The organism is Mucilaginibacter pedocola, assembly GCF_002013915.1.
GTDB lineage: Bacteria > Bacteroidota > Bacteroidia > Sphingobacteriales > Sphingobacteriaceae > Mucilaginibacter > Mucilaginibacter pedocola.
The window spans coordinates 69915-83970 of record NZ_MBTF01000034.1; the positions used below are offsets into that span (position 1 = coordinate 69915).

Here is a 14056-nt window from a genome sequence, read left to right on the forward strand (position 1 = left end):
GCGGCTCGCAATGACATAGTGCAGAGGAGTTGCTCAAAACTATCTATAGCTTAGTGAAGGCAAAACGAGAATTTCTCCATTCGTCTCACTTCTCAGTTTTTGCACCATCGTCGCCACCCATGGTCACAATATTAGCCCTGAGAAGCATAATGAATTCCTCAAACGCCTTATGGTTCTTTATACTCTCCTCATAATTAGTTACAGGTTGCTTGTCGGCTTTTAACTCCTCAAAAGTTTCGTATTTCTTAATTGACTTCAATTCCATCACCGTCCCATTTTTATAAAGATACGTTGATTCAAATTAGTGCGCAAGAATTGCTTTAAAGCCTGTCCGCCACTCCTTTCCGCCAGCCAACTGTGCCCCTACCCGTGGAGAAGGGAAGGAAGCACAGATTAGGCGGTTTAGCGGTTTACTTACTGTAGCAAACCGTTTTTAGTTTTTGGTTATAGTTGGGGTTTAGTGGCTCGTTGGTTTGGGCGAGGCGCTGCGAACCTACGTTGGCGGGGCAGGCTATGCCGTTGGGCCCATCGTACACCAGGTCGGGTTTGGTGGCTATGAGTTCTTTGGGTACGTATATCTGCGTTTTGGTTACCGAGTAGCTGCTGGGTATAAAGCGGATGTAGTAACCATCGGGGTGCAGGCTCCAAATGCCCGAGGGCACTTCCGGATCCGGCTGGGGGGCTAAGCCGGCAAGCATGGCGTATTTCTCCATTTCCTCGTACGATGCCGAGCCCGATGCCGCCAGCCTGCGGATGTTGTTCTCTGCCTCAAAAACGGCTTGTACGGCGGGCGGCAGTTCGCCTTTGGCTTTATCCATTACGTTGGCAGGCAATACGCCCAGGGCGCCGCCCTCCAGCATCAGCAATTGCTGCGGGGTAAGCAGGGTGCTGGCGGTAAGCTTAATATCGGTACCCATATCAACAAAGCGGGTGCGGGCTATTATGGCCCAAAGCAACACCTGTATGCTGCGCTGGGCAACGTTGGGGTGGCTTTCGGCGCTTTTAAGTATCAGTATTACTACTTCCTTTTTGGGGCCCAGCACGGGGGCAAGCATGTAGCCATCGCCTTTGCTGGGTCCGCGGGTACCGGCATGCAGGCAGTAGCTTTTGTTGGTCATTTCGTAGTAGCCTTCGCAAAGTTTGTAGGCACCGGTGGGTGTTTTGGGCAGCAGGTAAAGCGGTTGTGCGGTTTGCCCATCCATAAACGAGGGTGGTTTAGAACCATTTTTATCTACATCCTGAAAGCTGGTGCTTATGGCTTGCGGCTGTTTCAGTATTTTGTTGAGCCCGCCGCTGCCCACCATTTCGGTGCCTTTGTCTAAGAGTTTTTTGCCCAGCCCACCGAATTGGGCTTGCGCGTTTACCGAAAATAGAAGGCATACTGCCCACAATAAGTAGCTGCTAATAAATTGTTTTTTCATGTAAGATGGTGTTAGTGCAGGCAAATTAACCAAAAGATATTAAATTATCATTAAGATTAACCAATGGTTTATTTATAGGCTAAAGAGTTTTTAAACCGCGGAGGTAACGAGGTTACGCGGAGGTTCGCGGAGAAGAACCTGTAACGCTGTAACACTTTTGGGGAGTGATACAGGCGTTACAGCCCAGTTCTGAAAAAGTTAAAAGTTAGCCTATGGAACCATAGCTATTTATGTGAATAAAACTCATGGCCCTGTAGCAATAGAGCACATCTAACCGTATTACTTGTATAACCGTATAACCATGTCTCCCCTAAAAAAGAAAAAACTATTCCTCTCGCTTATTGCGTTGGTTTCACTAAAAATTGTTATGCTAATTCTGTATATACTTTTTAGCTATCGCGTAATGATCAACCTTACGGCATTTTTGTGGATGTTCGGCTTTGTAGTAGCGGTTATTATGCTTGCAATTGGGATTCTGTTTGCTCATGATGCATTGAATTGCGGCAGAAAAAGGAAAGATGTTAGGTTAGGTTGATGGCCGGTGGTGTGCGTGTTAGTCACGAGTACCCTATTTCACAGGGTAGTGCTAAACGCTATGGCAATAATTACCTATACGATAGCACATTTATTAATAACAATATCGATAGTATTATTAAGCATCGAACCGAGGTACTTGATACAACGATAGTAATAGACTAATTACCCCTGAACGAGATTCGAACTCGTACAGCCTTCGGTTATATAACGGGGTAAAATACAAGAAAACAATAACCTTACTTCAAAACCTCCAGGTTCCCATCGAACATACGTACCAGTTTTTCGCGTGCATCGCCACTTTTACTTTTGAAGCCGAACAACGCCATCCCATACCCGAAACAAAACATGATCAGCGGGATAACCAAGGGCGTTAACGGTCCGCCTTGTTTTACAACGGCTAACAAAATGGTTATAAACGCAAAGCAGACCATACCCAACCAGGCACACATAAATACTAATACCGGGGTTTTTAAAGCCATGGTAACGTATATGCTGCTCCCGTTTAGGTAAAACTCTGTTTTGCCTGTTATTTTCGGCACAAAAGAATTCCTGCCCGATATCTGTGGTTCTACCTCGAAAGCGGTGGGCCATGCAACACCCCTAAAATAGTGATGCGATTTGCCTTTGAACAATTCTTTAAAACTCAACTCGGTAGGCGGCTTAATTTCTTCCAGCAAGCGCTGGTGTACCTCTTCGGGACTTAGCGGGGTGATAATATTGAACCTTTCGTATGGGAAGAATTTCATTGCGAGTGTTTAGGAATACATAGATACGCAATTTTCGTTAGGATATGCAAGGCCGGCATTTCGCCCCAAACATATCCCGCCCCGCAAGGTTGTATCTACAATATGGTTTCATCAATAAAAGCTGTATGTTCAATAAAACCTTTCTGCAGATAACTATAGCAGCATTATGTGTTGGGCTGCTGTTGCCGCCAGAGCGTGCCCGGGCGCAATCTACCGATATGATATTCGAGAACTCGGCTACTGCCATGAGCGGCGAAGCAACGGCACGAGATTTTTATGTGTTCGATTTCCCGAGCAAGAAGTACCCCGTTACCAAAACAGGCAAAAAAGCAGCAGTTAGCAGCAAAACAGGCAGCCTGCTTTATACCCCAACAGCGGCTTTAAGGCAGCAAACCGTAGCAAGCTATGCCGAACGGACAAAAGCCACAAACCCCGCATTGAGCAAAGCCGTTAGCCAGGCATTTGCACCCGGCAAGGCAGATTACTCCTCGGTTTACCAAAACATTGCAGGCAGCTTTGGGCTAAAGGCGAACGATGCCGGCGATGCCGTGGTTGCCAACCTTATTTTAAGCTACCTGATAGTGAATAACCTGCAAGGCAACCGACCCGTTAACGTAACGCAGGTAAGCGGCGTGCAGGCGCAGTTTAAGCCCAAACTGCAAAGCAGCGCTAAACTAACCGCACCCGGCATGGCTGCCCAAACCGGCGAAGAAATGAAGCTTCAATTTGTAATTCAGCAGGCGGGCTGGCAATCGGCAATTAAGAGTAACCGGCTGGCTGCCTTTCAGCAGAATGTATGGCAGGCTACCAAAAATAATTATGCTATTGATATGCGGCAGGTGAGGCTGGGGGTGAATGGTTTTGAGCGGAAGTAATTAGCGCACAATTGAAAAGCGGGGGCTCCGTGCGATTCCTTCCTTGGGGAAGGTGTAGGAAGGGGTTAACGCCCATGCAAAGCCTCACAGCATTTCGACCGCGACCCCTCCCTGCCTTTACGCGCATGCCAGTCGCCCCCCTCCCACGTGGGAGGGGAATAAGAAAAGCACGATTGAAAAGCAGGGGCTATGTGCGATTCCTTCCTTGGGGAAGGTGTAGGAAGGGGTTAACGCCCTTGCAAAGCCTCACAGCATTTCGACCGCGACCCCTCCCTGCCTTTGCGCGCATGCCAGCAACACCCCTCCCACGTGGGAGGGAATCGTACGCCGCTTCTAATGCTTAATGCCCTACTTCTTTCCCGTATTTTTTCTCGCCTGCGGCTATGGCTAATTGCAGGTGGTTCTCGTCGGGTGGTTTGGGGCACGAGTAGCCGCCGGCGAAGGCACAGTATGGGTTGTAGGCTTTGTTGAAATCGATAGTAACCTCACCGTTTTTAAAGTCGGCTTCGCGGAGGTCGATGTAGCGCCCGCCGCCGTAGGTTTCTTTGCCGTTAGTATCGTCGGTAAAGGGCAGAAAAAGGTAATCGGTATAGCCGGGCACTTTAGCAAGGCGTGTATTGCGGTAAACTGTTAGTGTTACCGGCGCGCCCTGCAACTGCATGGTGAGGGTGGCATATTTAACATACTCGCTGCCTGTGCCGGCAAAAACAGGCATAATGAATGCCGAGGACGCATTAACCAATTCGGCTTTTGCCTGTACGCGGTAGGTACTGTCGGCATCGTAAAAGCGCAGGTAAGGCAGATCGTCCTTTTTTAGGGGCGAGCGGCTGTCTTCTAAAAAGTCTGCCTTGTACTTATCGCGAAAAGCGGCTATTTGCGCCGCATGGTTTTGGGCAAAGGTGGTGGTTGAGGTGAATAGCAGGAGTATTAATAGGTATTTCATATTATTAATCATTATAGTAAGCCTTAAGCCCGAAGCCTTAAGTTCAAAGTGGGGAGTAGTAATGCCTCAACCGTTCGACTTTGGACTTTGGACTTCAGACTTTAAACTTAATACTTTCGGCTTAATACTACGCCAACGGTTTTTCTTCCTCGTCTTTTTTATCTTCCTCGGGCTTGTTTTCTGCGTTCAGCTCTTCAAAGGCAGCTACGGGTTCTTTTTCCTCTTCGGCAGGGGCAACAGGTTCTTCGCCTTTTTTGCCGGTGAAGAATTTCTTAACGGCTGTAAACGCTGCCACCAAGCCTATACCTATAAGCTTCCAAAATTTTAGCGCCAGGGCAAAGAAACCTACCTTGGCTAATACCTTTCCGGCTACCAAGCCGCCGATCGTCCAGGCGGCTACTTTATCAATGCCCGAATCGAAGTTGGTGTATTTGTTGCCATCGGTAAAGGTAACCGAGGTAAGCATTTTGGGCATATCGGCTTCTACGGGTTTTATCTCGTTCATGGTGGCAATGGCGTTAAGCACCAGCACCCCTTTGCGCCCTAATACGCGCACGTTGTAGTTGAGGGTGTTCACGCTATCGGTACCAAATTTTATCTCTTTTGCCCAGTGCAGCACGTGTTTATCCTCGTCGTAATAGGGTTTGGCTGCCCAGCCTACAATATCAATAACAGGGTAACCTTGTTTCTGGCGTTCAACGCTTTCTTCTTTGGCTTCCTTTTTCATGTTGGCTATCATTTCGTCGTAGTCAACATCTTTAGCATCGTCATCCTTTACATAACCAATAGCCTCGTATTGTATGTTGAATACATAGCCACCGGTAGCCAAAATGCCCTGTTTCTCGGGCAGCAGGAAGCCCAGCGTCATGTTCTCGGTTTTAGGGTTGCCCCAAATATCGGTAAGTACGCGCAGCGCCTGTACCGAATCGAGGTATTTAAAACCTGCGGGTACATTAACGGTGGCTATGCCGTTGCCAATTTTTATGGCACCATGCTGGTAAGTGAAGGCTTTTTCGGCAGCGGCTACTTTTATTGCCGTGCTATCGGTTTCCTGTGCGAACGTAGTTGTACTAAAAATGCCGATGAAGGCAATGAGGGCGTAGAGTTTTTTCATGCAATAAGGTTGTTTTACGGATTAAAGATAAGAGTTTTTTTTGTCCGAAAGTCCGAAGTCGGAAAGTCCGGAAGAAAAACAACAGCAGCACCAGCCCGTGTTAACTAAACCCGATAGCAGCGGAAAGCCCGCTTCTACCAGCGGCTTGCAGCGTATAGCGGGGCTGTCGGGACCTAAATGCTTCTGCCTTTGCTTTACTAATTTTCTGAACCATGATGCGCATGATGGAAGGATTCTCTGATTCGCTTTGATTATGCATCGGAGAGTCCCAAAATCCCACGAATCAGGGTTCAGAAAAATAGAAGAATTAATATCGAACACTGAACGCCCAATGTAGAATAATGAAGTGAAAAGCCCTTCGAAATTCATTATTCGGTGTTCATCATTCGATATTCTTTTGCCTTCCTAAAACCTAAACCCTACCGTTATATAGCTCAAATACCCATCGGTACTTTTGCCTAATACGGCTTGGAGGAGGAAGGCGTTGTAGGGGGTGAGGAAGATGCCGCCGCCGTAGGTATCGTGCAGGGTGTTGCTGTGTTCGCCTTTTAGCCATACTCTGCCGGCATCGTTAAAGGCTACCAACCCGAACGATGATGCCAGCACGTAGGCATTAAAATCGAACAGTTTGGCGCGCAGCTCCAGGTTATTGTATGCCATGGTGTGCCCTATAAAGCGGCTGGTGTGGAAGCCCTGCAGGGTTAAGCCGCCAAGGTTCATCATCTGGAAGAACTCGCCGTTCCCGAAGATATGCCCTGCGCCGGTACGGTTGGCGAGTACTATGGTAGAATCTTTTATAGGTATAAAAAAGCTGAAGGTGCTGATGATGCTGGCGCTGGCGTGGTCGTTTACGTTGATGCCCGTTAGCCCGGTAAGGGTGTTGCGCCAGGTAACGCCACGGCTGGGGAAGCGCTGGCTGTTGCGGCTATCGTATACCGCTCCGCCAATTACGCCTGTGTACAGCTTGGCGTCGAAGAGGCGCTCTTCGGGGTGCAGTTGGTCGTATTGTTTAAAAAAGTGGTCCTGGTTGTGGTTGCGCGATGAGGTGTAGAACTCGGTGAGCGAGCCGCCGCTGAGCACCCAATTGTTTACGCGGTGCGCCAGCCGAACGTCGGTAACGGCATAATCGTACCGGTTGCGGTAGTAGTAAAACTCCTTATCGTCCAGGTATTCGCCCACGTTGCCCAGCCCAAAAAAGTTATTGGTATTACGCGGACCGCGTTCGCTAACGTTCACCAGCAGGTCGGTGTTTTTGCCCCATACGCTTTTAAAAATACCCGTGTAGTTCACCAGGAACGATTGCTTGCTTAGCGTGTAGTTTATCTTCAGTTCCTGGTGGTTGCGGTAAGGGTCTTTCCTAAAACTGTATTGCGTAAGCCCAATACCGGCTACCAGTTGCAAGCCATCCTCGGTACTGTAGCCAATGCCGCCAAGGGGGCTGTAAGTGGTGTAGCGGTTCTCGGGGCGGCGGTACTGGTTTATCGAGGTATCGTTACGCAGTTTCAGGTGCACCTCGCTACCGGCAGGCAGCGCATTACCCGGACCGCGAACATCATACACATACAGGTTTTTGCGGTTGTGCAGGGTGGTATCTACATGGTAGCTATCGGTATCGGTGCCGCCTATCATGCGCACCTTTATATCGGTTTTGGCATCGCCCGTAACCTCCCAGGTGTTTTGCCCCTCTAAGCCATACAGGCGTATATCATTGGTTTCGTGCTGCTTAAAGGTGCGTTTATACAGTTCTCTGCCTACGCTGCCATCCTTTTTAATGTTGTTGATGGTTATTTTTACGTCGCCATCTTTTTGGGTATGTATGCCGAAGTGCTCGGGCTTATCGCTGCCGTGTATATCTACTATCTTAGCCAAAAAGTGGTAGTAGCGCATCACAAACTTGCGGGCATTATCGCGGCGTTTAAAAAAGGTTTTTAGTATGTGCTCGCCGCTTACGGCGTATACATTGGCGGGCATCAGCTTTACGGCGCGGGTAACCAGGCTATCGGTAAGTTTACTTTGCACGTAGGCAATTTCGTGCTCCCAATCCTCCTTATCCAGTTCGTTCAAAAAATACAGGTCGAAGGTTACGGTGTTGTAGTTCCACAGGTCAACACGGCGTATATGGTCGGTATAGGCTTGCAGGTTGGGCTTGGCTAAAGCCATCACGCTGAAAATGGCGCCACCCGTAGTATAAAAAACCTTGTCGCGGTCGCCGGGGGTAGGGTCGTACAGTACGGCTTTGGTGCTGTCGTTGTTTTTGGTCCACTTCCATTGCCCGCCGTGGCGGTCCCAGTCGCCCATTATCATATCCAAAATACGGGCGCGCAGTATCAGGCGCTGGTCAACCTTGTTATCGTTATTCTTCTCCAAACGGTCCTGCACCTTTTCGGTCTTGTAGTCTTTCGAGGCATCAGGCGGACCATGTTCCTCGAACAAGTAAACCGCATTGGCAAACTGCTCGCGGTATTTGCCCAGGGCAGGGTCATCGGGCAGGTAAACCATGCGCGGGTTAGTATGCTTTATGCCCAGCGCATCTGCCATGGGCGGCACAGCAAGGGCGCTCCAGGGGTGCCCGATAGAGCCCGCATCAAGCATCAAAGCCTCCACCAGGGTGTTCTTGTATATCTTGGGCTGGTCGCGCGAGGTAGTTTTATTAGCCGAGCGCAGCACCCACTCGCGCCCCGCAGAGTCTTTCATTTGTAACGATGTAGTTTGGTTACCCCCACCTACGCCGGTTATCTTCAAGCCGCCCTTCTCCTGTGTAATATGGAATATCGGCATCCGCACCGCCTGCGCCCATACCCTGCGGTAATTGGTGCCCAGCAAAGCGCGTTTAACCTTGCCCGCTTTATCAAATTTGGTATTAATGGCAATGGTGATGCTATCGGGCACGGGGGCTTGCTGCGCAAGCACAACCCGCGATAGCGCTACGGCAAATAAGGTAATGAGTAACCGCTTGGGCATCATGTATAAAGGGGGGCTTTAAGTAGATGGTAAACACGTGCCTGTCGCAATTGTTCGGCAAGCTTGTTAAAGGTATGAATTTGTTACGGAAAATGTATCTGAACCATGATTCGCTTGATTTTGGGATTTTCCGATGCAAAATCAATCAACGGCATCTGTTAATCAGTAAAATCGACGGTTTATAATCGGTGAAATCATTTAAATCGGTGGAATCGGTGCAAAAAATATGTAAAGCAAAGGCAGAAGCATTAGTGTTCCGCCAGTCCCGCTATCCGCTGCAAGCCGCTGGTAGAAGCGGGCTTTCCGCTGCTATCGGGTTTAGTTAACGCGGGTTTGGGGTGTAACGATACCCTGGTTGAAGTTTAAAAACTTCGACCTATAACTGCGCAAGAATTCTTCTTGCGGCGACAAGCTGGAAGCTTTTAAAGTTTTAGGTCCAAGTTACGCTGCGCTAAACTTGGACCAGTGGAGTAACAGGGCGTAACGTGTGTATCACTCAGGACGGGTGTTACAGTGGTACAGGTTCTTCATATTACCCAACGGCAGCAGGGAAGCTTCGGGCGAGAGCGGGCAGAACGTGGTGGGCGGTGCGGCTGCAAGGGCATAGGGAATGTTTGCTGAAGCGAGGGGCGTGAGTGGCGCAGCAAAGGGCAAATTTTCCCAGCCCGTGGTTCTGCGCGGTTTGCAGCGGAGGGCGGTGCGGCAAAGAAGCATTTCTGCTGCCTTGATTTTTGGTTACTTTTTATCAAGAAAAAGTAACGAGCCCTCTCGCGGCGAATGAGCGAGCGGATGCTTTTAGTTAAGTACAAGGTTATTTCGGAGACGTAAGAAACGCGAATCCGCAACGGTAATACATCTCGACCGCTACCCCTCCCCGCCTTTGCGCACATGCCCTACCGCCCCCCTCCTCCATAGGAGTCCTTTGGACCCCGTGGGAGGGAATCTAAAACCATCAATCGGATAATCCTCAAATCAAGCGAATCATGGTTCAGACGAATTGCACTGTGGCTACCTGTCCTCTGAGATTGCCACGTCGCGCCGCACTCCCCCTTACCGCCGCTCCTCGCAATGACAAATCGGCTAAAAACGCTTCAAAAATTAGCCACATCACCAACCATTCACCCCTTAACCACCCACATAATCAACTTTTTTTCAAATTATTTTTCACTACGCAAATAGGTTGCGCAGTGGGTATGAACCTTTGTATCAACAAACAACAAAAAGGGAGGTACCCAATGAAATTTAACTTACTGAACAGGCTTACAAAACGAGTGGTGAATCACGAAGGCGCGGCGGCTTATACGCTTAGCCCCGAAATGGAGCTGTATACCGCAGTGGTTACCTGGAGCCTGAACGACACGTTCTACGAAAAGAACGAACAGCGTTTAACCCGCGTGCGCCAACTGATAGCGCAATGCAAACCCGAGTTTGTGGGCAAACTGGCGGTATATGCAAGGCATAAAATGTATATGCGCAGCGTGCCCCTGGTACTGGTTACCGAGCTGGCTAACCTGCACCGCGGCGATAGCCTGGTGGCTGATGTTACCGCCGGTGTAGTAAACCGTGCCGACGAAATTACCGAGCTATTGGCTTGCTACGAATTGCTGAACAAGCGTACCGGCACCAAAAAGCTTAACCGCCTGAGCAAGCAAATGCAAAAGGGTTTGGCTACGGCTTTCAACCGGTTCGACGAGTATCAGTTCGCCAAGTACAACCGCGATGGTGCCATTAAACTAAAGGATGCTTTGTTTTTGGTGCACCCACGTGCAAAAGATACCGCGCAGCAGGAGCTGTTCAACAAAATAGTTGCCGGCACGCTAAATACGCCCTACACTTGGGAAACCGAACTATCGGCCCTGGGGCAATTGAACTTTGATAGTGCCGAAGCACGTGCAGCAGCCTTCCGCAACAAGTGGGAAGAGCTGGTGTACAGCGGCAAGTTGGGCTACATGGCATTGCTGCGTAACCTGCGTAATATACAAGAAGCGGGCGTAAGCTACGCTTGCTTTGAGCAGGTGTGCGCCACCCTTGCCGATGGCGAGAAAGTGGCAAAGGCAAAGCAGTTCCCGTTCAGGTTCCTGGCGGCATACCGCGAGCTGCTGGCTGCCGAAAGTGCATCGCCAATAAAGGCATTGGGCAACAAAATAAATGCGTTGTTCAACGGCAACAAGGGTTACACCGGGCTATTGCTTGATGCTTTGGAAAAAGCCGTTGCCGCAAGCGCTGCCAACATAAGGGGCTTTAACGAAGATACCAGCGTGCTACTGGCGTGCGACGTATCGGGCTCTATGCAGCAGCCGGTATCAGCAAAGTCGAAAATACTGTTGTACGATGTGGGCTTGATGCTGGCTATGTTGCTGCAAAGCCGTTGCAAAAATGTGCAGGTGGGTATGTTCGGTAACTACTTTAAAACTATAACCGTGCCACGCGCCAATATATTGGCAAACGTGCAGGAGTTTTACAAGCGCGAAGGCGAAGTAGGCTACGCTACCAACGGGCACCTGGTGATAGACGAGCTGTTGCGTAACCGTGTTGTGAAAGACAAGGTGATGCTGTTTACCGACTGCCAGCTATGGAACAGCAATGGCAACCAGTACGCCAATATACAGCACCTATGGGAGCAGTACAAAGCGCAGGTAGCGCCTGCCGCCAAACTGTACCTGTTCGATTTGGCAGGCAACGGGCAAACCCCGCTGCGTATACCACAGCGCGATGTTTACCTGGTAGCCGGCTGGAGCGATAAAGTTTTTGATGTGCTGGCAGCACTTGAAAACGGCGATACAGCGGTTGATGTGATAAATAACACACAACTATAAAAAAGAGGTAGAAGTAATATCGAATAATGAATTTCGAACACCGAACACTGAAGTAAAAACTTCATTATTCGAAATTGGATGTTCGATATTCTTCTCCCCTTTTAAAAAGAAATTAAAGAAATAAGGATGCCGTAGAAACAGGATACATCGTCTCCAATAAAGGGGAGGGCATTGTGGTGAGAGCCATGATGGAGGTTCGAGTCCTCGCTTGACAGTCCCCGCTACCTGGTTCGCCTGTAGCTCCTTATTAAAAGATAGTAAAGAAGGTGTCGTAAACGAGTGATACTTCGTATTCAGACCTGAAACGCAGGTTCGATTCATGCCCCTTTGCAAAAAGGGTAGTTGAGACGGCAAAACACGGGAGAAAGCCACTTGTTGACAGTAACCCTTCTTTTATAAAACATGAGTTTGTTGGTGACAACACTAACAAAGGCAAAAAACACCTTCATTCCCCCTTTAGGGGGTTGGGGGCATCGCCGGTGGGCGTTAAACATCGTTCTTTATAAATTCAAAAAGGCTTAAGAGATGCCGTAGGCTCGCGTTACATCGACCACCTTAAACGACAAGTACGCGTGCCGCTCATCGCTCTCTTTTGCCTGCTGAATTAGCCCCCACCGCCCCCGTTGGCTAACGGGGGAACTTTTGGAACACATTCCCCCTTCAGGGGGTTAGGGGGCAAAAGGTGCCGTAGATGAGCCATACTTCGATGGGTTACTGAGGTTGGCGGTTCGAGTCCGCCCTCTCCCATGCGGAGAGTCGCCTAATTGGTTAGGGCACAGTATTGAAAGGCTTATTGCATTTTGCCCTTTTTAAAAAAGAAAAGCTTGTTGGTAGCAACACCAGCAAAGGCTACTAACGTTCGGCGTTGGCTATTACCCCTCCTGCGGGTTAGGGGGTTAAGTTAAAACAAGGTGTCGTAAACGAGCGGTGCTTCGGGTGGGTAATACACGGGGGTCAAAACCTCTGCAAATACGCTCATTGCCTGTTACCCTTTTTACCTTAGCCCCCCTGCCCCCAAAACGAGCAGGTGTATCCATAAGCCGAATGTAAAAGCCACTGTTTGGTGCAGGGCTTGCAAGGTGCCGTAAATAAGTACTACTTCGTTACGCACTGCTGCGGATAGCATCCGTTTCAGTATACGATACTTATTGTTATTTGCCCTGCAAACCCTGCAGCTAACAAAAGCTAAAAGCACAAGAAGGTGCCGTAAACGAGCGATACTTCACTGCGGATGAGGAGGATGCAGGTTCGAACCCTGCCCCTTTGCAAAAAGGGTAGCTCAACCGGATAGAGCGCCGGTTAGCGCTTGTTGATTTTTGCCCTTCTTTTAAAAGAAATAAAAAGGTGTCGTAAACGAGTGATACTTCGAATCACTCCCGAGATTGCCGGTTCGAGCCCGGCTTGCGGTGAGCACATCCCGCAATAGTTCAATTTGGTAGAATACGGGGCTGCCGCAAGGCCAAGGCGCTCGTTGCTTTTTACCCTTTTTATAACTTAAGGTGCCGTAGATGGGCGTTACTTCGGTTAACATAGGTTCGACTCCTGTTTGCAGAAATTCGTTTCTGCAATGGCTCTTTTGAGCAAGCACGCGCCTATCGCACATTGCCCTTAAAAAAGAGATGCCGTAGTGCCGCGTTACTTCGCTTCAACCGCCAAAACAGGACGCGCCGCGAAAGTCGCTCTCTTTTTCAAACAAAAGCCGTTGATAGCAAGCGGTGTTTTAATTTGCTATACCTAAACCATATCAGCCAAAAAACTACAGAGATGCCGTAATGCCGGGTTACTTCGTTTTCACCTTAGACCAACCCGGCGATGAGTGTTGCTCTCTGTGGTTTTTTGTTTTTTTATCCAGACAAACAATTAACAACCTTGTCATTGCGAGGCTCATGAGGAAAGGACCTGCGCGAAAGGCGAGCCGTGGCAATCTCATCGCGGCGGTTATTAATAAAGCAAAGGCAGAAGCATTTTTGTGCCGGTAGTCCCGCTATCCGCTGCAAGCCGCCGGTAGAAGCGGGCTTTCCGCTACTATCGGGTTTAGTTAACAACTGTCATGCTGAGGGACGAAGCATCTATTAGCCACATTGCAAAGGTGCTGTAACGGGTGTAACAGGTGTACCACTCTACTTTTGTGTTGCAGTGATACGGGTTCTTCGCACTACCGAACGGCAGCAGGGAAGCTTCGGGAGAAAGCGGGCAGAACGTGATGGGTGGTGCGGCTGCAAGGGCATAGGGAATGTTTGCTGAAGCGCAGGACATGAGCGGCGCAGCAAGGGGCAAATTTTCCCAGCCCGTGGTTCTGCCCGCTTTGCAGCGGAGGGTGGTGGGCAAAGAAGCATTTCTGCTGCCTTGATTTTTGGTTACTTTTTATCAAGAAAACGGCGAAGCCCTCTTGAGCACCCACAAGAAATAAACCACCCGCGAAAAAAGTAACAGCCCTCTCGCGGCGAATGAGCGAGCCGATGTTTTTAGTTAAGTACAAGGTTATTTCGGAGACGTAAGAAACGCGAATCCACAACGGTAATACATCTCGACCGCTACCCCTCCCTGCCTTTGCGCACATGCCCTACCGCACCCCTCCCACGTGGGAGGGAATTGCGATATAAAGATATTTCTTTATTTTAAAACATACCTCCCCCTACCCGC

11 protein-coding genes are annotated in these 14056 nt (G+C 49.3%); 2 read left to right on the forward strand and 9 right to left on the reverse strand.

Annotated features, from left to right (window positions below):
• Positions 1 to 85: 85 nt before the first annotated feature.
• The 3 genes from BC343_RS20650 to BC343_RS20665 form a co-directional block, all read right to left on the reverse strand.
• On the reverse strand, positions 86 to 265 hold the full coding sequence (locus BC343_RS20650) for a hypothetical protein (protein ID WP_078349706.1): 180 nt from the start codon (positions 263 to 265) through the stop codon (positions 86 to 88).
• 145 nt (positions 266 to 410) lie between these two features.
• Positions 411 to 1421: a hypothetical protein gene (locus tag BC343_RS20655; RefSeq protein WP_078349707.1), complete on the reverse strand. Its 1011-nt coding sequence runs from the start codon at positions 1419 to 1421 to the stop codon at positions 411 to 413.
• Positions 1422 to 2194: 773 nt separating this feature from the next.
• Positions 2195 to 2704 carry a hypothetical protein gene (locus BC343_RS20665; protein ID WP_078349709.1) on the reverse strand — a complete coding sequence of 170 codons (510 nt, stop codon included), beginning with the start codon at positions 2702 to 2704 and terminating at the stop codon, positions 2195 to 2197.
• A 125-nt stretch (positions 2705 to 2829) separates the two neighbouring features.
• On the opposite strand from BC343_RS20665, the gene BC343_RS20670 reads away from it, so the two are divergent.
• A complete protein-coding gene (locus BC343_RS20670; RefSeq protein ID WP_078349710.1) occupies positions 2830 to 3579 on the forward strand; it encodes a hypothetical protein in 750 nt (249 codons plus the stop codon).
• Positions 3580 to 3919: 340 nt separating this feature from the next.
• Here BC343_RS20670 and BC343_RS20675 read toward each other — a convergent pair whose 3' ends face one another.
• From BC343_RS20675 to BC343_RS20685, 3 genes are all read right to left on the reverse strand, one after another.
• Positions 3920 to 4522, reverse strand: a complete 603-nt coding sequence (locus BC343_RS20675) for a DUF1684 domain-containing protein (protein ID WP_078350094.1) — start codon at positions 4520 to 4522, stop codon at positions 3920 to 3922.
• A 127-nt stretch (positions 4523 to 4649) separates the two neighbouring features.
• Positions 4650 to 5636, reverse strand: a complete 987-nt coding sequence (locus tag BC343_RS20680) for a DUF2167 domain-containing protein (protein WP_078349711.1) — start codon at positions 5634 to 5636, stop codon at positions 4650 to 4652.
• A gap of 405 nt (positions 5637 to 6041) precedes the next feature.
• Positions 6042 to 8600: a BamA/TamA family outer membrane protein gene (locus tag BC343_RS20685; protein WP_078349712.1), complete on the reverse strand. Its 2559-nt coding sequence runs from the start codon at positions 8598 to 8600 to the stop codon at positions 6042 to 6044.
• A gap of 1232 nt (positions 8601 to 9832) precedes the next feature.
• Between BC343_RS20685 and BC343_RS20690 the strand changes: the two genes are divergently transcribed.
• Positions 9833 to 11413 carry a TROVE domain-containing protein gene (locus BC343_RS20690; protein WP_162276907.1) on the forward strand — a complete coding sequence of 527 codons (1581 nt, stop codon included), beginning with the start codon at positions 9833 to 9835 and terminating at the stop codon, positions 11411 to 11413.
• Positions 11414 to 12407: 994 nt separating this feature from the next.
• On the opposite strand, the gene BC343_RS31825 is transcribed toward BC343_RS20690, so the two are convergent.
• The 3 genes from BC343_RS31825 to BC343_RS31235 all read right to left on the reverse strand — a co-directional run bounded on the left by BC343_RS31825 (position 12408) and on the right by BC343_RS31235 (position 13892).
• Complete coding sequence (locus tag BC343_RS31825) at positions 12408 to 12539, reverse strand: hypothetical protein (RefSeq protein WP_262493459.1); 132 nt, start codon at positions 12537 to 12539, stop codon at positions 12408 to 12410.
• A gap of 201 nt (positions 12540 to 12740) precedes the next feature.
• Entirely contained in the window at positions 12741 to 12944 is a 204-nt protein-coding gene (locus BC343_RS31230; protein ID WP_162276908.1) for a hypothetical protein, read from the reverse strand.
• Positions 12945 to 13568: 624 nt separating this feature from the next.
• Entirely contained in the window at positions 13569 to 13892 is a 324-nt protein-coding gene (locus BC343_RS31235; RefSeq protein WP_162276909.1) for a hypothetical protein, read from the reverse strand.
• Between the last annotated feature and the right edge of the window lie 164 nt (positions 13893 to 14056).